The 19,990-nt window shown below is 67.8% G+C and carries 19 protein-coding genes and 2 tRNA genes; 8 read left to right on the forward strand and 13 right to left on the reverse strand.

Annotated features, from left to right (window positions below):
- The 8 genes from QZ709_RS19380 to QZ709_RS19415 form a co-directional block, all read left to right on the forward strand.
- On the forward strand, positions 1 to 112 hold a 112-nt coding region (locus QZ709_RS19380), incomplete at its 5' end, for an arginase family protein (RefSeq protein WP_294639235.1).
- A 104-nt stretch (positions 113 to 216) separates the two neighbouring features.
- Positions 217 to 993 carry an ABC transporter substrate-binding protein gene (locus QZ709_RS19385; RefSeq protein ID WP_294639181.1) on the forward strand — a complete coding sequence of 259 codons (777 nt, stop codon included), beginning with the start codon at positions 217 to 219 and terminating at the stop codon, positions 991 to 993.
- Positions 994 to 1,011: 18 nt separating this feature from the next.
- Positions 1,012 to 1,797, forward strand: a complete 786-nt coding sequence (locus QZ709_RS19390) for an amino acid ABC transporter permease (RefSeq protein ID WP_294639182.1) — start codon at positions 1,012 to 1,014, stop codon at positions 1,795 to 1,797.
- On the forward strand, positions 1,794 to 2,537 hold the full coding sequence (locus tag QZ709_RS19395) for an amino acid ABC transporter ATP-binding protein (RefSeq protein ID WP_294639183.1): 744 nt from the start codon (positions 1,794 to 1,796) through the stop codon (positions 2,535 to 2,537). The genes QZ709_RS19390 and QZ709_RS19395 overlap by 4 nt, the downstream gene beginning before the upstream one ends.
- Positions 2,538 to 2,571: 34 nt before the next feature.
- Positions 2,572 to 4,023: a DcaP family trimeric outer membrane transporter gene (locus QZ709_RS19400; RefSeq protein ID WP_294639184.1), complete on the forward strand. Its 1,452-nt coding sequence runs from the start codon at positions 2,572 to 2,574 to the stop codon at positions 4,021 to 4,023.
- Positions 4,024 to 4,047: 24 nt separating this feature from the next.
- Entirely contained in the window at positions 4,048 to 4,968 is a 921-nt protein-coding gene (locus QZ709_RS19405; RefSeq protein ID WP_294639185.1) for a DMT family transporter, read from the forward strand.
- Positions 4,969 to 4,976: 8 nt separating this feature from the next.
- Positions 4,977 to 5,600 (forward strand): MarC family protein, encoded by a 624-nt coding sequence (locus tag QZ709_RS19410; protein ID WP_294639186.1) that lies wholly within the window; start codon positions 4,977 to 4,979, stop codon positions 5,598 to 5,600.
- Positions 5,601 to 5,724: 124 nt separating this feature from the next.
- Positions 5,725 to 6,078 (forward strand): hypothetical protein, encoded by a 354-nt coding sequence (locus QZ709_RS19415; protein WP_294639187.1) that lies wholly within the window; start codon positions 5,725 to 5,727, stop codon positions 6,076 to 6,078.
- A 22-nt stretch (positions 6,079 to 6,100) separates the two neighbouring features.
- On the opposite strand, the gene QZ709_RS19420 is transcribed toward QZ709_RS19415, so the two are convergent.
- The 13 genes from QZ709_RS19420 to rlmH form a co-directional block, all read right to left on the reverse strand.
- Positions 6,101 to 9,307, reverse strand: a complete 3,207-nt coding sequence (locus QZ709_RS19420; protein ID WP_294639188.1) for a response regulator — start codon at positions 9,305 to 9,307, stop codon at positions 6,101 to 6,103.
- A complete protein-coding gene (locus tag QZ709_RS19425) occupies positions 9,304 to 10,302 on the reverse strand; it encodes a substrate-binding domain-containing protein (RefSeq protein WP_294639189.1) in 999 nt (332 codons plus the stop codon). Before QZ709_RS19425 ends, QZ709_RS19420 begins: the two co-directional genes overlap by 4 nt.
- A gap of 533 nt (positions 10,303 to 10,835) precedes the next feature.
- Positions 10,836 to 10,911: transfer RNA gene (locus QZ709_RS19430), tRNA-Lys, on the reverse strand.
- Between the two features lie 176 nt (positions 10,912 to 11,087).
- A tRNA-Lys gene (locus tag QZ709_RS19435) sits at positions 11,088 to 11,163 on the reverse strand.
- Between the two features lie 32 nt (positions 11,164 to 11,195).
- Positions 11,196 to 12,056 carry a tRNA threonylcarbamoyladenosine dehydratase gene (locus QZ709_RS19440; RefSeq protein WP_294639190.1) on the reverse strand — a complete coding sequence of 287 codons (861 nt, stop codon included), beginning with the start codon at positions 12,054 to 12,056 and terminating at the stop codon, positions 11,196 to 11,198.
- A complete protein-coding gene (ybgF, locus tag QZ709_RS19445; RefSeq protein WP_294639191.1) occupies positions 12,056 to 12,883 on the reverse strand; it encodes a tol-pal system protein YbgF in 828 nt (275 codons plus the stop codon). Before ybgF ends, QZ709_RS19440 begins: the two co-directional genes overlap by 1 nt.
- A gap of 54 nt (positions 12,884 to 12,937) precedes the next feature.
- Entirely contained in the window at positions 12,938 to 13,507 is a 570-nt protein-coding gene (pal, locus tag QZ709_RS19450) for a peptidoglycan-associated lipoprotein Pal (protein ID WP_294639192.1), read from the reverse strand.
- Positions 13,508 to 13,569: 62 nt separating this feature from the next.
- Positions 13,570 to 14,892 carry a Tol-Pal system beta propeller repeat protein TolB gene (gene tolB / locus QZ709_RS19455; protein WP_294639193.1) on the reverse strand — a complete coding sequence of 441 codons (1,323 nt, stop codon included), beginning with the start codon at positions 14,890 to 14,892 and terminating at the stop codon, positions 13,570 to 13,572.
- Positions 14,893 to 15,029: 137 nt separating this feature from the next.
- Complete coding sequence (gene rng, locus QZ709_RS19460) at positions 15,030 to 16,532, reverse strand: ribonuclease G (protein ID WP_294639194.1); 1,503 nt, start codon at positions 16,530 to 16,532, stop codon at positions 15,030 to 15,032.
- Positions 16,533 to 16,541: 9 nt separating this feature from the next.
- The gene (locus tag QZ709_RS19465; protein ID WP_294639195.1) at positions 16,542 to 17,249 is read right to left on the reverse strand and encodes an NAD(P)H-binding protein; all 708 of its coding nucleotides are present in this window, start codon (positions 17,247 to 17,249) and stop codon (positions 16,542 to 16,544) included.
- 32 nt (positions 17,250 to 17,281) lie between these two features.
- On the reverse strand, positions 17,282 to 17,902 hold the full coding sequence (locus QZ709_RS19470; protein WP_294639196.1) for a nucleoside triphosphate pyrophosphatase: 621 nt from the start codon (positions 17,900 to 17,902) through the stop codon (positions 17,282 to 17,284).
- Positions 17,903 to 17,935: 33 nt separating this feature from the next.
- The gene (locus QZ709_RS19475; RefSeq protein WP_294639197.1) at positions 17,936 to 19,516 is read right to left on the reverse strand and encodes a hypothetical protein; all 1,581 of its coding nucleotides are present in this window, start codon (positions 19,514 to 19,516) and stop codon (positions 17,936 to 17,938) included.
- Complete coding sequence (rlmH, locus tag QZ709_RS19480) at positions 19,509 to 19,976, reverse strand: 23S rRNA (pseudouridine(1915)-N(3))-methyltransferase RlmH (protein WP_294639198.1); 468 nt, start codon at positions 19,974 to 19,976, stop codon at positions 19,509 to 19,511. Before rlmH ends, QZ709_RS19475 begins: the two co-directional genes overlap by 8 nt.
- Positions 19,977 to 19,990: the final 14 nt, after the last annotated feature.

Genomic DNA, 19,990 nt, shown 5'->3' on the forward strand with positions numbered 1-19,990 from the left:
GCTGGACGTGGTCGAGCTGAATCCGGCGCTGGATGTGCGCAACCAGACCGCCCAGCTTGCCGTGGACCTGATCGAGAGCCTGTTCGGCAAGAGCACTTTGATGCGCCGTTGAGCGGGCGCCGCCGGAGGGGTGGGTCGGATGGGTTCGGGATAGGCATGGTTCCTGCTATTACCGGCCCCTGCCTGACCGACTGACCTCTCTCAAGGACCCTCACCATGACGCAACCCGGCAAGTGGATTCGACGCGGCGCGCTGATCGCCATCGGCCTGATGGCCGCCCTCGGCGCCCAGGCGCGCAGCCTGGACGACATCAAGAAGGACGGCAAGATCGTCGTCGCCACCGAGGGGCAGTTCCCGCCGTTCAACTATTTCCAGGGCACCAAGCTCACGGGCTTTGAAGTCGAACTGGCCGAACTGGTGGTCCAGAAGATGGGCCTGGGCATCGAGTGGAAGGTGCTGGGCTTCGACGCCCTGTTGGCGGGCCTGCGTCAGGATCGCTGGGACCTGGTGATCGCCTCGCACGGCGTCACGGAAGAGCGCGCCAAGGCCGTGACCTTCGCCAACCCGCACTACTGTTCGGGTGGACAGGTCGTGGCCCTGGACCCGGCCATCCGCACCGGCGCCGATCTGGCGGGCAAGGTCGTGGCCGTGCAGACCGGCACCACCTACCTCGAGAGCGTCAAGAAGCTGCCGGGCATCAAGGAAGTGAAGAACTTCCCCAAGGACACCGACGCCCGCACCGCGTTGCTGAGCCACCGGGTCGACGCCTGGGTCAGCGACCGTTTCGTCGCCAAGCAGGCCCTGGCTGCCGCACCCAACGCCGGCATGAAGGCCGGCGACATGGTTTTCATCGAGCGCATTGCCGCTGCGGTGGCCAAGGGCAACCAGAGCGTGGCCGCTGGCTACAACAAGGCCCTGGCCGAGGTCATGGCCGACGGCAGCTACACCGCGCTGTCGAAGAAGTACTTCAACGAAGACGTTCGTTGCAAGTAAGCCCGAGGACCTGACACCATGCTGACCCTGCCTGGCTGGCCCACCAGCTGGAGCAGGTCGACCCGCAGCACCGCCACCATGGTGGTGGCGAGTGCTGCGCTCGTCCTGTTCCTGTTGCTGATGGCCATTCCGTTGTCCTGGGCACCCGAGCCCATCGGTCCGGCCGCCCGCGACTTTGCCGACGGCACGCTCGTCACCGTCGAGCTCACCGTGGTCTCCGGCCTGGCCGGCATCGCCATCGGGCTGGTGGCGGCCATGGGCAAGCTCTCGCGCATCGCCCCCCTGCGCTGGCTTGCCGCGCTCTACATCTGGATCGTCCGTGGCACGCCGCTGCTGGTCCAGGTGCTGTTCGTGTACTTCGCACTGCCCGCGCTGGTCCCCTCGCTGCGGCTGAGCGACTTCACCTCGGCCTGCATCGCGCTGGCGCTCAACATCGGCGCCTACAACGCCGAAGCCATCCGCTCGGGGCTGCAGGCCGTCCCCAAGGGGCAGATGGAAGCCGCGCGCTCGCTCGGCATGTCGTCCTGGTACACCTTTGTCGACATCGTGTTCCCGCAGGCGATGAAGATTTCGCTGCCTTCGCTGGTGAACAACATCGTCTCGCTGCTGAAGGACTCGTCGCTGGCCTACACCATCGGTGTGGTCGAGTTGACCAACGTCGGCAACCGCATCCAGGCCGCCACCTTCCAGCCCATGGCCACGCTGGTCACCACGGCCTGCATCTACCTTGTGCTGACGACCATGCTCACGCAGATCTCGGACGCCATCGAGCACCGCTACGACGTGGAGGGCCGCCGGCCATGACCGCCCCGCAACCGTTCATCACCGTGCAGCAGGTGCAGAAGGCCTTCGGCACGCACCAGGTGCTGCGCAACGTCAGCACCCACTTCGACGCAGGCAAGGTCACGGTCATCCTCGGCTCGTCGGGCTCCGGCAAGAGCACGCTGCTGCGCATGCTCAACCGGCTGGAAAAGCACGACAGCGGCACCATCACCGTCGATGGCATCGAGGTGAGCGATGACGCGAAGGCATTGAACGCCCTGCGCCGCGAGGTCGGCATGGTGTTCCAGCAGTTCAACCTGTTCCCGCACCTGACCGTGCTGGACAACGTGACGCGCGCACCCCGCCGTGTGCGCGGCACACCGAAGGCCGAAGCCGAGGCCAAGGCCATGGCGCTGCTGCGCAAGGTGGGCATGGAAGCCCACGCACACAAGCATCCGTTTGCCCTGTCGGGCGGGCAACAGCAGCGCGTGGCGATTGCGCGCGCGCTGGCCATGGAGCCCAAGGTCATGCTGTTCGACGAGCCCACGTCGGCCCTCGACCCGGAAATGGTCAAGGAAGTGCTGGACGTGATGAAGCAGCTCGCCCGCAGCGGCATGACGATGATCATCGTCACCCACGAAATGGGCTTTGCCCGAGAGGTCGCCGACCGCGTGCTGTTCCTCAACCAGGGCGAGATCCTGCAGGACCGCCCACCCGCCGCCTTCTTCGACGCGCAGGACAACCCGCGCATCCGGGCCTTTCTCGGCCAGATCGCGCATTGAGCCCCACCCCCCTTTCCCCATGCAAAGGCACACCATGATGAAACGTAGCGCCCTGAGCCTGGCCCTGCTGGCCGCCTCCGTCACGTCCCTGCCCGCCCTGGCGCAGTCGGCCAAGGATTTCGAGTTGCTGCGCAACGAGGTGATGCGCCTGCGCAAGGAACTGGACGAGCTCAAGGGGCAGCAGGCTGCCAGGCCGGCACCCGCCCCCGCCGTGGTGGCCTCGCCCGAGCCTGCGGTCGACACCGCGGCCCTGACGGAGCGCATCGAGCAGGTTGAACTCAAGCAGAAGGACGCGGTCGTGGCCGGCGACATCCCGGGCAGCTTCCGCCTGCCGGGCTCGGACACCTCGATCCGCCTGTATGGCCACGTGGAAGTGAACGCCGTGCACGAGTTCAAGGGCTCGAGCGGTGACATCGATTACTCGACCTTCCTGCCCTACGCCCCGCTGAACGGCAGCACCGCGCGCAAGGGGGAGACCTACCTGCACGCCCGCACCTCGCGCATCGGCATCGAGACGTCCACGCCGACGTCGTACGGCCCGCTGGGCATCAAGCTCGAAGGCGACTTCAACAACGACCCGCGCCTGGGTGGCTCGGCCGTCAGCGGCGACGTGAAGGCCATCTACACCCAGCAGGCGACGAACTCGTACAACTTCCGCCTGCGCCAGGCCGTGGCCACGTTTGCCGGCTTCACGGTGGGCCAGACGTGGTCGACCTTCATGGACGTGGACAACGCGCCCGAGACGGTGGACTTCAACGGCCCCATCGGCTCGACCTTCATCCGTCAGCCGGTGGTGCGCTACACCTATGCTACGCCCGACCTGGGTGGGCTGACCGTGGCCGTGGAGAACCCGGTGAGCTATGCGCTCGATGCCCCGGGCTCCGTCACCAAGTCGGGCTTCTCGAAGACGCCCGATCTGGTCCTGCGCTGGGACAAGGGCTACGACTGGGGCGCGGCCAGCCTGCGCGGCGTGACGCAGGAAGTGAAGATCCTGAGCGCCGACCGCGCGGTGGACGCCGCCAAGCGCGGCTACGGCATCGCCGGCACCGGCCTGATCAAGCTGCGCGGCGGCCAGGACGCGCTGAGCCTGGGCATGACCTATGGCGACGGCGTGGGCCGCTACTTCAACTACCTGGAAGGCGCCATCGTCGACGAAACGGCCAACCGCATCCTGATGGAGCGTGCACTCGGCCTGGTGCTGGGCTACCAGTACAAGGCCAGCGACACCCTGCGGGCCAACCTCGTCGGCGGCTGGCAGAAGAACTTCCACAACACCTACACCGACTTCGCGCTGGCCAATGGCCTGGGCACCGGCCAGTTCGGCATCAACAAGCGGATGTACCAGCTGCACGCCGGTCTGATCTACAACCCGGTGAAGAACGTGGACCTGGGCGCCGAGTACATCTGGGGCGAGCGCGAGACGCTGGCCGGAGAGAAGGGCTCGATGTCGCGCTTCAACCTGATGGCCCGCTACACCTTCAACTGACCGCCTTACGGCCCAGCCGCGCGCATGAGTGACACGTCTTCCCTGCAGCCTGCATCGCCCGTGCGCGCGGGCTCCCGCCACCGGATCGGCATTGCCGCGCTGGTGATCGTCACCGCCGTGTGGGGCACGACCTTCCCGGCGATGAAGGCCATGAGCGACGACCTGCAGGCGCTCGAGATCATCTCGCTGCGCTTCGCGGTGGCCTGCGCCGTGCTGTGGCCCTTTCTGCGCGGCGTGCAGGCGCATGAACTGCGCTGGGGCCTGCTGATGGGGGCGGTGATGTTCGGCGCCACGGCACTGCAGGTCAGCGGCCTGGGACTCACAAGCAGCAACCGCAACGCCTTCATCACCGGGTTGAACGTGGTGATCGTGCCCTTGCTGGCTGCCGGGCTGGGGCAACGCCTCGGCTGGCCTGTGCTGGCGGGTGCTGCGCTCAGCGTGATCGGCATGTACGGCCTGTTCTACGAGGCCGCTCCCTGGAGCCTGGGCGACAGCCTGACACTGGCCAGCGCCTTCGTCTACGCCGTGTACGTGCTGCTGTTCGAGTACTGTGCGAGGGCGCCCCAACGCAGCCGCCCCGAGCGGCTGGCGGCCGTGCAGGCTTTCGTGATGCTGGCCCTGGGCGCCGGTGGGGTGGCCTGGCAAGGGCCCGAGCCCGCGGCGCTGGTGGCACGTGCCGAGAGCCACGCCCTGCCGCTCATCTACCTCGGCCTGCTGGCCAGCGCCGGCATCGTGTGGCTACAGGCCTGGGGTCAGGCGCGGGTGCGCGCCGTCGAAGCCGCCCTGATCTACGGACTCGAGCCGGTGTTTGCCTCGCTGACGGCCATCTGGTACATCAATGAAGTCTTGGCTGGCCGTGCCCTGATCGGCGCGGTACTGATCGTGGCCGGGGTCATGCTCTCCCAGTGGCCCGCCCGCCGCCCCGATCCGGCCCGTGCCACCTGAGGTGCGCCATGGAACATGATTTCCTCTCCGCCTTCATCGTGCTGCTGATCGTCACCGATCCGCTCGGCAACGTCCCCCTGGTCATCAGCCTGTTGCGCAACGTGCCCCGTGAGCGCCGGCTGAAGGTGATCACCCGGGAGTGCCTGATTGCCACGGTGATGCTCCTGCTGTTCATGCTGGTCGGTGAGCGCCTGCTGGCCGCCATGCACCTCACCAACGTCTCACTCGAGATCGCCGGAGGGGTGATCCTGTTCCTGATCGCACTGGGCATGGTGTTTCCCAGCATGGGTGTGAGCTTTGCTTCCCAGGAATCGGAAGGAGAGCCGATGCTGGTGCCGCTGGCCATCCCCTTGATTGCCGGTCCTTCTGCACTGGCCACCGTGGTGTTGCTGGCATCCCGACAACCCGACCACGCATGGTCTTGGACCGCTGCCATCGTGCTGGCGATGACGGTCGGGTGGGTGGTGCTGGCATCGGCCGACCGACTGTCGCGCCGCCTGGGACCATCCGGCCTCGTTGCTCTGGAGCGCTTCATGGGCCTGCTGCTGTCGGCCATGGCGGTGGAGATGCTGATCTCTGGCCTGCACCGGGCCTTCCCTGCCATGGCGCCCGTGGTCGGTGGCGCGGGTTGACGCCTGCGCGCCACGTTGTGTCAACCGACCTGACCTGCGTCAGGGCCGGACGCCCCCCGAAAACGTCCAGTCGGACTAGAGTGATGCATGGGCCCGCGCACAGCGGCCCCGAGGAGAACGGACCATGCAGCATTCCAACGCCCTGTCCCCTTTACCTGGCCGGCCTGTGAGCCGACTTGCCGCCTGCCTGGCCGTGCTGGCTCTGGGTGCCTGCTCGTCGGTGCCGGAGCGTTACCACGGCCCTGTGCGTGTCCTGAGCGAGGAAGCGGTCGCTGGCTGCGTGCTGCTCGACGAGATCGAGACCAGTTCCGGCTTGGTCGGGCTGCTGGGCCCGAAGGGTGTCGACAACAACCGGCAGGTGCTGCTCAGCCGGGCAGAGCGGATGGACGGCACCCACGTCGTCTGGGGCAAGCCCCTGGTGGGAGATCGCAGCACATCGCTGTCGGCCCGCGTCTACCGCTGCCCGGACGCCCGCTGACCTGACCGGTTCTCACAAGGCCTCAGACGGACGCACCATCGCGCTGGCCGGCAGGCGCCTGCCGGTGGATCGCGGCCAGTCCCCCGAGCACCTCCGACAGGGCCTGCCCGAAGCCGGGCAGCAGGGTCTGGACGCCCGAGCGGTCCTGCTCCAACAGCGCCCGCTCCAGGGCCGTGGCCTGTTCGGCCAGCACCACGGCCCCGATCGTGGCCGCATCGGCCTTGAGCACATGCAGACGACGCGCGGCCGCGGACCAGTCCGATGCCTGGACCAGCGAGATGATCTGCCCGCCCTCCTCTTGATGTCCGTCGAGGAACAGCCCCATCAGCCGGCGATGCAACTCGGGCCGCCCGGCACAGTGCAACTCGCCCACCGTCCGATCGATGCCAGGAAGGGCTGACACCGCATCCTCCGTCGGTGAGCCATGGGAGGCCGTTTCCGGCCCCGGTTGCGCCATCGACGGTCTCCCCGGTACCGCCTCCGAGCCGCTGCGCCAGGCCTTCACGACCTCAACCAGCCGTGCCCGGTCCAGGGGCTTGGTCAACACCTCGTTCATGCCCGCCGACAAGGCGGCCTCGCGATCGCGTGCCAGCGTGTGGGCCGTCACGGCGATGATCGGCAAGCCAGCCCAGCGTGGTTGCTGCCGGATGCGACGCGTGGCCTCCAGCCCGTCCATCACCGGCATCTGGATGTCCATCAGAACCAGGTCTACCGGCGTGCGGGCCAGTGCGTCCAGCGCGGCCTGCCCGTCACCGACGACGTGCACCCGTGCCCCGGCGCCCTCCAGCAACTCCGAGGCGACCTGCTGATTGAGCAGGTTGTCCTCGACCAGCAGAACCACCAGGCCCGCCAGCGAGTCGTCGCGCACGGTTTCGGCCGGGACGGGGGCGGCCAGCGGGATAGCACGCGGCGCGAGCGACTCTGCGGCACCGGCCCCCGGCACGCGGCCGACACACACCGCCAGGGCCCGAGCCAGTCCGGAGGTCGATGCGGGCAGGGGCACGTGGCCCTCGAACACATCCTGGGCGGCTGCCATCATGGCCACCTCACTGCCCGGGGCGCAGGCCATGGCCCAGCGGGTCGGCGAAGAACGACGCCCGTGCTGCCGCAGACGCCGGGCCACCGTGGGGGCATCGGTGCCCGGCAGCAGCCAGTTCACGATCACCAGGTCGAAGGGTGAGCCTGCATCCTCGGCCGCCAGCAGCCGCGACAGCGCATGGTCTTCATCGGCCGCCAGTTGGGCTTCATGACCCAGGGTACGGCATTGGCGCAGCACGGACTCGGCCGCCCGGCCGTGCGGATGCAACACCAGCACGTGCAGTGCGTCCTGCGGCGGCACGGGCCAGGCGCCGCCTGGATCGGCGTCTTGCGCAGTGCGCGGGGCCAGCACCACGGGCAGGGTCACGGTCACCAGACACCCCCGCTCTGCCTCGCTCGCCAGGGTCAGCAGCCCGCCCATGCGGTCCACCAACTGCCGGCAGATGGCCAGCCCCATCCCCATGCCGCCATGACGCCGGGTGGTCGAATCGTCCACCTGCTGAAACGGTTGCCAGACACGGGCGTGGTCGGTGGGCGCAATGCCGATCCCCGAATCCTGAATCTCGACCTGCAGATGGAGACCGCCGTCCGCAGGCGCGCCGACCACCGAAACCGTGCACGTGACCTCGCCTTCGTCGGTGAACTTCACGGCGTTGTGGCACAGGTTGATCAGCACCTGGGCGAGCCGCGCCTCGTCGCCCACCAGACACCAGGGGCGATCGAGCCGGCAGTCGTGCACCAGGGTGAGGCCCTTCTGCTGAGCCGGCAGCGCGACCACCGCCCACACCCGGTCCAGCACCTCGTCCAGCATGAACGAGGCCTGCTGGAGCACCAGGTTGCCCGACTCCATGCGCGAGTAGTCCAGCACATCGTCGATCAACGCCAGCAGGGACGTGGCCGCCTGGCGTGACTTCAGCAGGTAATCGCGCTGCTGTGGTGACAGCGGGGTGGCCAGCGCCAGCTCGGTCATGCCCAGCACCGCATTCATCGGCGTGCGGATCTCGTGGCTCATGTTGGCCAGGAAGGCGCTGCGGGCGCGCGCCAGTGCCAGCGCCTCTTCCCGGGCCGTGATCAAGGTGCGCTCGGTTTCCCGACGCTGGCTCAGGTCGCGCAACACAATCTGCAGGCGAACGGGTTGCCCCCCCGCGTCCCGCTCGATGACCGCCAGGCTGGCCTCGACCGGCAGGGTGCGTCCATCGCTGCGTTGAACCGACAGCTCTCGCCCCACCGCACGGTCCTGCACGGCCAGCAAGGCGCGCACAGACGGCCACGACGGCGACACCAGCCAAGCGCCCACGGGAAGGGTGCCGCGCTCACGCAGGCCGCTGCCGCCCAGCATCTGCTGCCACGCCGGGTTCATGACGACGATGGCGCCCTCGCCGTCGAGCACACCGGCTCCGTCAGCCATCTGCCGCAGCACCTCGTCCAGCTGCTGACTCTGGTGAACAAGCACTGCATTGAGCTGGTCACGCTGCACCGCCAGCTCCTGCGCAATGTCATCGCGGTGCGTCAGCTCGGTCTGCAACGCCCGCTGAAGCGCTGTGATACCGCGTGCGAGGTGATGCAACTCGTGCTCCGGACGGGTGGAAGGTTCCGGCGCAGCAGGCTCGAGATCACCATGGATGAGGCCGTCAACGTGACGAGACAACGCTGCCACCGGGCCACTCACCTGCCGCCGAACCATCCAGAAGACCAGCCCGGCCATGAGCAACAGCACCGGCACCACCAGCAGGATGAAGCGCCGCGTCTGCGTCCAGACTTCGGCTTCCAGTGCGGCCTCGTCCAGCACGAGCTGCCAGACGCCGATGACCTGCTCGCCACCGGGCTCGGTGAGGGACAACCTCAGCGTCTGCACCCGGCCGAACGGACCGCGACCGCTGCGGGCGTAAGTCCGGCTGAGTCCGCCACCCTGCACCTCGGCCGCCAGCACCACTGGAAAGTGGGCCAGTTCGGCCAACTGCGCCTGCACCGCGGCGTCGTCCAGGGCCCAGACGGCGCGCGAAAACGCCACCCGGTGCAGCGACACCACGGCGTCAATGAGCGCCTGCTGCTGGGTTTCCTCGTGCTCGCGATGGATGTGGGCCATGAGCAGCGTGGCGCCGAGCGACAGCAGCAGACTGAACCCGATCACACGCCACAGCAGCAGGCGAGACAGCGAGGCTGTGCCGGCAGGAGCCTTCTCCGGACTCATGGCCTACCCTCCGCCCCGGCCAGGCGGCTCTTGAAGCCGGTACGCACCACCCCCTCCAACCGCTCCCCGCGCGACAAGCGCTTCATCGCCCGGAACGCGGCACGGCCCATGGCCTCGAAGTCCATCTCGACCACGCCGGCCAGGTGGCCTTGCCGCAACAACAGACTCTGCTGAGGCGACAGCACGCCCGTTCCCACAAAGACCGCCCGGCGCACGTCCAGGCCTCGCTGGCGCAAGCCCTCCAGCATCTGCTGGTACGCCGCAGGTTCCGCGATGGGCCAGGCGCCCACGGAAACCACGGCCTGGACGCGCAGACTCTCCAGCGACAACGCAATCTGCTGGCGCGCCCGTGACGGGTCATCCCCGTTGTACCAGGGGCAACGGGCGGGCTCGGTCCAGCCGCCCTCCCCGTTCAGGCGAGCGGGCGGTCTGTCGAGCAGGCCACTCAGCACCGCGCGGACACCGGCCAGGCGCTGATTGAGGTTCGGGTCATGCACATCGGCGCTCATGAGACAGACGCTGCCTCCCGCAGGCCACTGCCGGCGCACCATCTCGCCCAGTTCACGTCCGAACGCATGGTTGTCCGGGCCGATGTAGAGGCGGCGAAGGTCCCGGTGGGGCCAGTCGAGATCCGAATCGAAGGTCACCACCGGGATGCCGGCAGAACGAGCCTGGGCAAGTCCATGGTCGGCCAGAAACCCCGAATGCATGACCGACACGGCCAGTGCCGCCAGACCTTCCTGCAACGCCATGCGGATCGCCTCATCCTGCAGGCGCGCATTCGCTGAGCCAGCGCGCCCCAGGTGCAGGCATCGATCGCCCTGCGCCCGCGCTTCGGCGTCGCAGCCGCGCCATGCGGCCACGAAGTTCACGTCGTCCACACGCTTGCCTGCCAGGCCGAACACCCGCCCTTCGCCATGGGCCTGGCCAGCCCCGCAGGCGAGCCACAGCGCCACCCAGGCAACGCGACCACGCGCCCTCCAGCCTCCCGTCATCCCTGCGCCTCCACATCGAATGTGTGTCCGCGCTGCAGCACGAGTCTTGTGGGCGCTCGTTTGCTCCGGGCACGGAACCAGGGGCCCCGCGTGGTGCGGCAGCCACAGAGGGAGCACAACACAAGCCTTCCACAGCGTCAAGACAGGGCTCGTCGGGATGGCATTGCCGGCCACACCGTGTGCGCAATCCATCACGCTCCGCCGCGTGGCGGGCGCTCTGCTGAGGGATCCGTCTCCGCGTCACCGGCCCCATCCTCCGACGGCAAGGTCTCCGGCGCATCAGGTGGCGTATCGAGAGAAGCCCCTGGATCCTCTTCCCCCGCAGCCGCCTCGGATGGGACGTAGTCCGACGGTCGGCGAGAACCGGTGGACGAGGCGGGGCGCTGACGGACGGAACGCGGCGTGTCGGACATGCGGGACTCCTTGCAAGGCGCGGGAATCGACCCGGACAGATTCCGGCAACCCATGTGCCTGCAACATCGCGCGCACAAACAAAAACGGCGCATGCCGATGACATGCGCCGTTTGGAAATTTGGTGGGCCCTGTAGGATTCGAACCTACGACCAACGGATTAAGAGTCCGCTGCTCTACCAACTGAGCTAAGAGCCCGATTGCTGAGGCCGGTTGGCCTTGCATTCGTTTGCTGACTTCGTTTCCGTCATCAGCGAAGACTTGAAGTATACCGTGTTTTTAGAATCAACACGCTGCACTTGCGGTCTGTTGTAATTTTTTATCACTGCTTGTCTTGCAGTTCTTTCGCACTTTCCGAGGCTGCCAAAGCAGCTTGGTGGGTCGTGCAGGATTCGAACCTGCGACCAACGGATTAAAAGTCCGCTGCTCTACCGACTGAGCTAACGACCCGCCCTGGAAAGCCTGAGATTCTAATATGAATTTCAGCGCGTGATCAAGTGTTGCAGCATTTCTGCTGCGGCGACCATGCCAAAAGCCGCCGTGACCGTCACGCTCGATCCGTAGCCGTGGCAGTTCAACGAGCCGTCGCCCCCCGGCAACACCTCACAACTGTCCTGTGGCGGCGCCACTGCCTCGCGCGAGAACACGCACGTCACCCCGATGCGGCCCTTGCGGGGGCCCCCATGCCGCTGACGCAGGCGCTGACGCAGACTGGCGAGCAAGGGGTCGTGGGTGACCTCGGCCAGGTCGGCCACCTCCACGCGGTGAGGCTGAACCTTTCCGCCAGCCGCCCCCACGCTCACCACCGGCTTGCCATGTGTCCAGCCCCATGCAGCGATGGCAGCCTTCGCCCGCACCTGATCGCAACAATCGATGACCCCGTCCAGACGATCGGGGTCCAGCAAGGTCGCGACGTTCTCCTCGTCCACGAAAGCCTCTATCGGGGTCACCGAACAATCGGGATGGATGAGGCTGAAGCGCTCCCGCAGGGCCTCCACCTTGGCTTGACCCAGGGTGGTTTCCAGCGCGTGCACCTGTCGATTCACGTTGGATTCGGCAATGTGGTCCAGATCGATCAGTACCAGCGCCGCGACCCCGCTGCGCGCGAGCGCTTCGGCGGTCCAGGAGCCCACGCCACCCACCCCGACCACAGCAATCCGCGCGGCACGCAGGCGCTCGTACGCGGCCACGCCATGTAGTCGGCGCAATCCGCCAAAGCGACGCTCGGGATCGGGACGCGATGCCGCAGCCAGCCGCTCGGCCGAAGAGCGCGTGGACGGCTGAGCCGAGGCTTCAACCGGGGCATCACTCGGGGCATCGGGATGCCCGGACACCGTGGCCATCAGCCTCGGGCTTTCTTCGGTGCGGCAGCACCCTTGGTGGGCGCCGGCATGGTCAGCAGGCGATCACGGGCGGCCTGGGCGGCCTCTGTGCTGGGATACTGCTTGACGAGTTCTTCCAACGTGCGGCGTGCCGCCTCGTTGTCCTTGAGCTCGCCCTGGCAGTTGGCGATCGACAGCAAGGCTTCAGGCGCCCGCGCATGCTCGGGTGCCTTGTCCACCAGTTGGCGGAAGGCCGTGATGGCCTCCTTGTACTGCCTGAGACCGTAATGGGCATTGCCCGACCAGTACCAGGCCGACTCGCGGTAGCCTGTGGATGGATACCGCTGCAGCAACCCGTTCAGGCCCGCCACACCAGCCGCAAAATCGGCTGCGCGCAAGCGCGCCAGAGCGTCGTCGAACAGCCGCTTTTCGTCCGGATCGGCCTTGAAGGTCTTGCCGTCGACCGTGAGGGTCTGCGGCTCGAGCTTGCGAACACGCTCGTCCACCGAGGCCTGCGTGTCCTTCAGCTTGCGCTGCACCTCGGCCAGGTCACGGGCCAGCACCTCGTCCTGTCCCCGCTGCTTGGCCAGGTCGCCCCGCAGCTGCTCGATCTGGGCATTCATCTCTAGCAGGCTGCGACGCAGCTGCTCGATCTGCGCGTTGAGCGCGCCCAGCTTGCTGGCCAGCGCATCGGCATCCTGGGTACGCTGCTGGCGCAGGTCCAGAATCGCCCGCCGGGCATCCGCGTCTTCAAACAGGCCCGCCTGCGCAGCCGAAGCCAGGCAGGCAGCGGCCAGCGCCAGAACCAGGGGACGAAGCCGGGTGGCAAAGGGCGGAAGCAGGGTCATGAGGCTCTCGATGAGGCGAAAAACGACAAGGCGGGCTCAGCAGGACGGCGTGTGTCAGCGGTCCTTGATCTCGGCGCGGCGATTCTGCGCCCACGCTTCCTCGGTGCTGCCCTGAACGGCCGGACGCTCCTTGCCGAAGCTCACCGATTCGATCTGGTCAGCCGACACGCCCAGCAGCGTCAGCGACTTCTGCACGGCTTCGGCACGCTTCTGACCCAGAGCCAGGTTGTACTCGCGGCCACCGCGCTCGTCGGTGTGCCCTTCGATCAGCACCTTGCGGGTCTTGACGGCGTTCAGGCGACGGGCATGGGCGTCGATCGCGCCCCGGAACTCGTCCTTCACCACGAAGCTGTCGAAATCGAAATAGACCACGCGGGCCAGGCCGCTGGCGTTGGCCGCGTCATCCGAGGGCGACACAACGATCGGGGCCACGGCGTTCGACGGCACCGAGCTGTTGTTGGCGCCGTTGGCAGCGTCGGCCCCATTGGCGGTGGCGATCGGGGCCGGGCCCTTGTTGGCCTGGTCGTCCAGCTTCACGGACGAGCCGCAGCCGGCCAGCCACAAGGCGCTGCTGCTCAGCAGGGCCAGGCTCAGGGTACGCAGGGTAAAGCGGGGGTTGCGCATGCTGGATTGCTCCTTCAGCTGTCAGGTTGGTGTGATGGTCAGGGGGAAAGAAACGGGGTGGCTCAGCGCTTGAGCGGGGGGGCCGCCGGGCCCCACACGGGCTCGCGCACGTCCGCCTGCGGTGTCGCCAGCCGGGCCTTGATGCGGCCGTCCAGCGTGGTGGTCATCAGCACATCGCGCCCACCGGACCGGGTGGCGTAGATGATCATCTTGCTGTTCGGCGCGAAGCTCGGGCTTTCGTCGTCGCGGGTGTCGGTCAGGGCCTTCACGGTGCCCGAAGCCAGTTCCATCAGGTGCACGCGGAAGGCGCCGCCATCGGTCTGGCCGATGTAGGCCATCCAGCGGCCATCGGGGCTCAGGGCCGGGCTGATGTTGTAGCTGCCCGAGAAGGTCACGCGCTGGGCATTGCCGCCGGAAGCAGGCATGCGGTAGATCTGTGGGCTGCCGCCGCGGTCGCTGACGAAGTAGATCTGGCTGCCATCGGGCGACCAGCAGGCTTCGGTGTCGATGGCACTGCTCTGCGTAAGCCGGCGCAGGCCCTCGCCATCGGCGCCCACGACATAGAGTTGCGAGCCGCCATCACGACTGAGCGTGACAGCAAGTTGACGGCCGTCGGGCGACCACGCAGGTGCGCTGTTCGTTCCCTTGTAGCTGGCCACCACACGGCGGCGCCCGGTCATGACATCCTGGGTGACGACGACGGCCTTGCCGCCCTCGAACGAGACATAGGCCAGCTGACGGCCATCCGGTGACCACGCCGGCGAGATGATGGGCTGCACGCTGGTCAGCGGCGCCTGGGTCCCTTCGCCATCGGCATCGGCCACGACCAGCGTGTGGCGCGCACCCACCTTGCTGACGTAGGCAATGCGGGTCGAGAAGACGCCCTTGTCGCCGGTCAGCTTTTCGTACACGTCATCGGCAATGCGGTGGGCCGCCTGACGCAGGTCACCCGCCGGCACGACCAGGCTCAGTCCGCCCAGGTCCTGTCCCTTGACGACATCCCACAGGTGGTAGCGCACATCGAACCGGCCATCGGCCAGCTGCGTCACCGAGCCGGCCAGCAGCGCATCCGCACCCTTGCTGCGCCATTCGGCGATCGGGGGGCGGCTGGTGTCATCCAGGGCACTGGCCGTGGCGTCCAGCGAGCGAAACAGCCCGCTGCGTTCAAGGTCGGCCTTGATGATGGCCGACAGCGGCTGGGGCGAGCGCGCTTCGTCACGGAAACGACCGATCGCGATCGGGATCTGGGTCGCACCGACGCCAGCGATCTCGACCCGGAACTGGGCCAGCGCCGGCCCGCTCAGCCCGAGCGAGGCGCCACCGAGCAAGGCCGTCGTGCCGAACAGCCGTCCGAGGGCAGCGCGGCGCGGAAGGAAAGCATGCATGGGTCCGTCTCAGGAAAAAAGGTCAGAACCCTGGATTGTGCCGTGTGAATCAGGGAAGTTCCCCTCACACCGCCTTCATCCCTGCCTTCTGTATGTGAAGCTCTGTGAAGGGCCGCGGCGCCCTCACGTCCTGCGCGTCACAGCAGCACGATGTCGTACTGCTCGGGCGACATCGAGGGCTCGGTCTGCAGTGACACAGGCTTGCCGATGAAGTCGCTCAGCCCTGCCAGGTGGGCGCTCTCCTCGTCGAGCAGCATCTCGACCACGGCCGCACTGGCCACCACGCGGAACTCGCGCGGATTGAACTGGCGCGCCTCGCGCAGGATCTCGCGCAGGATGTTGTAGCAGACCGTGCGCGGGGTCTTGACCTGGCCGCGGCCCTCGCAGGTCGGGCAGGGTTCGCACAGCATGTGCGCCAGCGATTCACGCGTGCGCTTGCGCGTCATCTCGACCAAGCCGAGCGGCGAGAAGCCGCTGACGGTGCTCTTGGTGCGGTCGCGTGCCATCTGCTTGCGCAGCTCGGACAACACCGACTCGCGGTGGTCTTCACGCAGCATGTCGATGAAGTCAATGATGATGATGCCGCCCAGGTTGCGCAGCCGCAGCTGTCGGGCGATGGCCTGCGCCGCCTCGAGGTTGGTCTTGAAGATGGTGTCGTCGAAGTTGCGGGCGCCCACGTAGCCGCCCGTGTTGACGTCGATGGTGGTCAGGGCCTCGGTCTGGTCGATGATCAGGTAGCCGCCCGACTTGAGGTCGACCCGCCGGGCCAGCGCCCGCTCGATCTCGGTGTCGACGTTGTACAGGTCGAAGATGGGGCGCTCGCCCTTGTAATGCGCCAGCTTGCCCACGCCCGTGGGGGTGAACTCCTGCCCGAACGCCTGCAGGGTGTCGAACTGGATCAGCGAGTCGATCCGGATGGACTGCACTTGCTCGGTGACGAGGTCGCGCAGCACGCGCTGAGCCAGGTTCAGCTCCTGATACAGCAGGGTGCCGGCGGGAGCCTTCAAGCCCAGTTCGCGGATGGTCGCCCAGGTCTTGCGCAGGTAAGCGATGTCCATCGCCAGTTCGTCGTCGGTGGCGTCTTCGGCGTTGGTGCGCAGGATGAAGCCGCCCGGACGGCTGCGCCCGTCCTTCGCATCGGCCGCACCGATCAGCCGGGTCATGCGCTCGCGCAGCTGCTCACGCAGTTCGGGCGAGCCGATCTTCTGCGAGATGCCCAGGTGGTCATCCTGGGGCAGGAACACCAGCAGGCGCCCCGCCACGCTGATCTGCGTGGACAGGCGCGCGCCTTTGGTGCCGATCGGATCCTTGATGACCTGCACCATCAGGGTCTGGCCTTCGTGCACCCGCTTCTCGATGGGCGTCTGCGCATCGGCCGAGCGGCTGGCGGGCCGGCTGGCCGGGTCTTCGCGGTGCAGATCGGCCACATGCAGGAAAGCGGCGCGCTCCAGGCCGATGTCGATGAAGGCCGACTGCATGCCGGGCAGCACGCGCACGACCTTGCCTGCATAGATGTTGCCGACCAGGCCGCGCTCGAGCGTGCGCTCGACGTGCAGTTCCTGCACCGCCCCACTTTCGATGATGGCGACGCGCGTTTCCTGAGGGGTCCAGTTGATGAGGATGTCTTGAGAAGCAGGCATGCGGCCAATTTACCGCATGGCGCGCAAGGCCGTGTTCGACAGCACGTGCCATCCCGGGACACCCGCCTTGGCCGAGTTCAGCAAACCGGCGGCCACCTGTCGTGCAGCCACGGGTTTGTACGGAGCCGGCATCAGCCAGCCGAATGCCAGGCCGAGCCGTTCGGCGGGTCGCAGGACGCTGCGCTCGCCCTGCAGCAGAGACGGTCTCGCCACCGAGACCTGCTCGAAGCCGATGTCGCGAACGGCGTCCTCCAGCTCGCCCTTGACCCGGTTGTAGAACACACGCGATGTGGCGCGGGCGCCCACGGCGCTCACCAGCATGGCGCGGCGGGCGCCCTGCGCGTGCGCCAGTTGCATCACCTGCAGGGGATAGTCGAGGTCCACGCGACGGAAGGCGGCCTGGGAGCCTGCATCCCGAATGGTCGTGCCCAGGGCCGAAGCCACCCAGTCGACGTCGAACCAGTCGCTGTGGTGAGCCAGCCGCTCGAAATCGACCACCCCGATGCGAAGCTTGCCCACTCCCGGCATGGCGCCGACTGGCGTGCCCAGCAGCGCCTCGGCGGAAAGCTCGCGGCGCACCAGGGCACGCACTTCGCCGACCTCCGGATCACACAACAGCTGGCACAGCAGCTCGCGCCCGACCAGACCGGTTGCGCCCGAGAGCAGCACCGTCGGACGAGGATGGATAGGGTCACGGGGCAAGTCGGACAGTGGCATGGAAAGGCGCTCCCTGGGTGCGAGGCAGGACCTCAGAATTGCCACCCCAGCGGCTTGAGCAGTTCTGCGGTTTCGAACAAGGGCAGGCCCATGATGCCGCTGTAGCTGCCAGACAGGTGGGCCGTCCACGCGCCCGAGCGGCCCTGAATGGCGTACGCACCAGCCTTGCCCATCGGTTCGCCGCTGGCCACGTAACGGGCGATCTCGTCTACAGACAGGGTCCGCCAGCGCACTTGGGAGACGGACAGCCGGAGTTGCCCTTCCACCACCACCGCCGTCAGCACGCGGTGGTCCTGGCCCGACAGGCTCGAGAGGATGCGGGCCGCGTCCGCTGCATCCGCGGGCTTGCCGAGAATGCGGTCGCCCAGCGCCACGGTGGTGTCCGCGCACAGCACTGGCGCAGCAGGCCAGGCTGCCGCGTCACGATCCCGATGGCGCGCGAGCCGCGCCGTGGCCGCCTCCCATTTCGCCCGGGTCACGCGTTGGACATAGTCCTCCGGACACTCGCCCGGTCGTTCCTGCTCCAGGGCTTCGGCGTCTTCATCGGCATCGGGGAGCAGCAGACGATGCGCCACGCCGAGCTGGTCCAGCAGCTGGCGACGACGGGGGCTCTGCGACGCAAGGTAGAGCCACGGGCAAACGGTGTCAGGCATGCCGCGATGCTACCGCGGGGGCGATGGCCTGACTCAGCGACTGGCCCGGTCGCACACCGCAGGGTCCAGGATGACCGACTGCAGCCACAGACGCCGGTGTGGCGCCAGGCGCATCGGCCACGTCTGATGCTGGATGGGGCCGAGCCACATGCCCCGCGTCATCGCGGCCAGTTCGGGCGGCGGGGGGCCGGGCTCGTCCATGTCCACCCAGGCCGCCACGCAGGTCCACGGGGTAGCAGAAAAACCGAGCGGCGGCGGCAGGTCGGGCGACACCGCGGTCCAGCTCAGGTCGCGACCATCGACGGCCACCAGAATGCCGGCAAGGTGGTCATCTCCTGTGATGATGCGCAGCGGCTCGCCATGCCACTGATGCAATGCATGCGAGAAGGCCACGGCCGGACGGTCCGTCCAGCAGTTTCGGCAGCGCTGGGCCGTGCGCTCGGGCTCCCACCAGCGCAGCAGCGACACCGCGATCGCGAGCACGGCGACGCCAACCGCCAGGGCTGCCAATCGACCTGACCAGCGCCTCTGCCCGGACACCGCGTCGTGGGTCTCCGCGACGTCGCACGCCCACATGACCATCCAGACCGTCAGGCCAGGCAGCACGGGCCACAGCCACCGGGGCGTGAAATGCGAGCCGTGCAGCGCGGTGACCATCAGGGCCATGGTGATCAGGCCCAGGACCGACTGCCATTGCAGCCAGGCCATGCCCGCACTCTGCCGGACAGCCGCGCCACGATGCCGCAGCCGCAGCGCCACCGCGATGGCAGCCAGCGCAGCGGGCGTGATCATCACGTACTCCAGTGCCCCCAGCGCCAGCAGAGCCGGCGGCTGCCACCAAGGCATGGCGGCGTCCGGCAGCACGATGCGGCTCGCCAGTTCGGTCGTTTCGCGCTGGGCCCACCACCACTGTGCATAGGGGGCAAGCAGCATCGCAAACACCGCCAGGGCCAGCAACAACCACGGCCCGTGCGCCAGCCAGCCAGCACGCGGCAGGACCAGCCCGCTCTGCACGAGGTGCGCCGCAGGCGCCTCGTCCCGCGTGCGCCATTGCAGCCCCATCCACGCCACCAGCGCCGTCAGGCACCACAGGGCGGCATTCAACTTGGCCAGGCAGGCCAGCGCTGCCAGCACAGCCACCAGGGGCCACCAGCCCGGCCGCCGCTGGGCCAGCACCACCGCGACGGACGCCCACGTGGTGAGCGCCGCAGCCAGCACGGTGTGGGTCAGGCTGTCATGCACCCGCCACATGGCGAGCAGAAATCCCAGGTGCGCCAGCAGCACGATGGCCTGGCGGGCGGACGATCCGCCGCAGACACGGGCCAACGCCTGGATCCCCCCCAGCCACGCGAGCAACACCGCGTAGCGTGCCACCTCGAGCGCGGCAGGCCAGCTGCCGCCATCGGGTCGCAAGGCCAGCAACAGCCACGTGTAGAGCGGCGGCTGCCGCGTGCCATAGCCGAGCTGCCATGACTGCGCGAAGTAAACCTGTTCCGCGCTGTCGATGTCCAGGCCGGCCGTGCTCCCCAGCTTGAGGACCACATAGGACAGCAGCCAGACCAGCACGGTCAGCCATGCGGCCGTCAGCGGCCGCCGCCGGACAGCGTCAAGCACGGTGATACGGATGGTTGGTGCGCAGGGACCAGGCGCGGTAGAGCTGCTCGAGCAAGAGCACGCGCGCCAGAGCGTGAGGCAAGGTCATGTCGGACAGGCGGATGGCCTCGTCGGCCGTCCGCTTCAGTGCCGGGTCGATGCCGTCAGCCCCGCCGATGATCAGCGCCACATCGCGACCATCGTGCAGCCATGCTTCTGTGCGCTCGGCCAGCTGGACGCTGGTCAGCCGGGTGCCCCGCTCGTCGAGGATCACCCGACGGACGCCCCGGTCCAGGGCGGCTTCCATGCGGGCGGCCTCGGCCTGCATGATGGCCGCCACCGGCCGGCCCTCGCGGGGCTCGGCCTTCAAAGCCTTGACCTCCACCTTCCAGTCGGGCGGAAAGCGCTTGAGGTAGTCCTCGCACGCTTCGTTGGCCCAGTCCGGCAGGCGGTGGCCGATGGTGACCACCGTGAACTTCATGGACGATGGGATGT

This window comes from uncultured Aquabacterium sp. (genome assembly GCF_913773725.1).
Lineage (GTDB): Bacteria > Pseudomonadota > Gammaproteobacteria > Burkholderiales > Burkholderiaceae_C > Aquabacterium.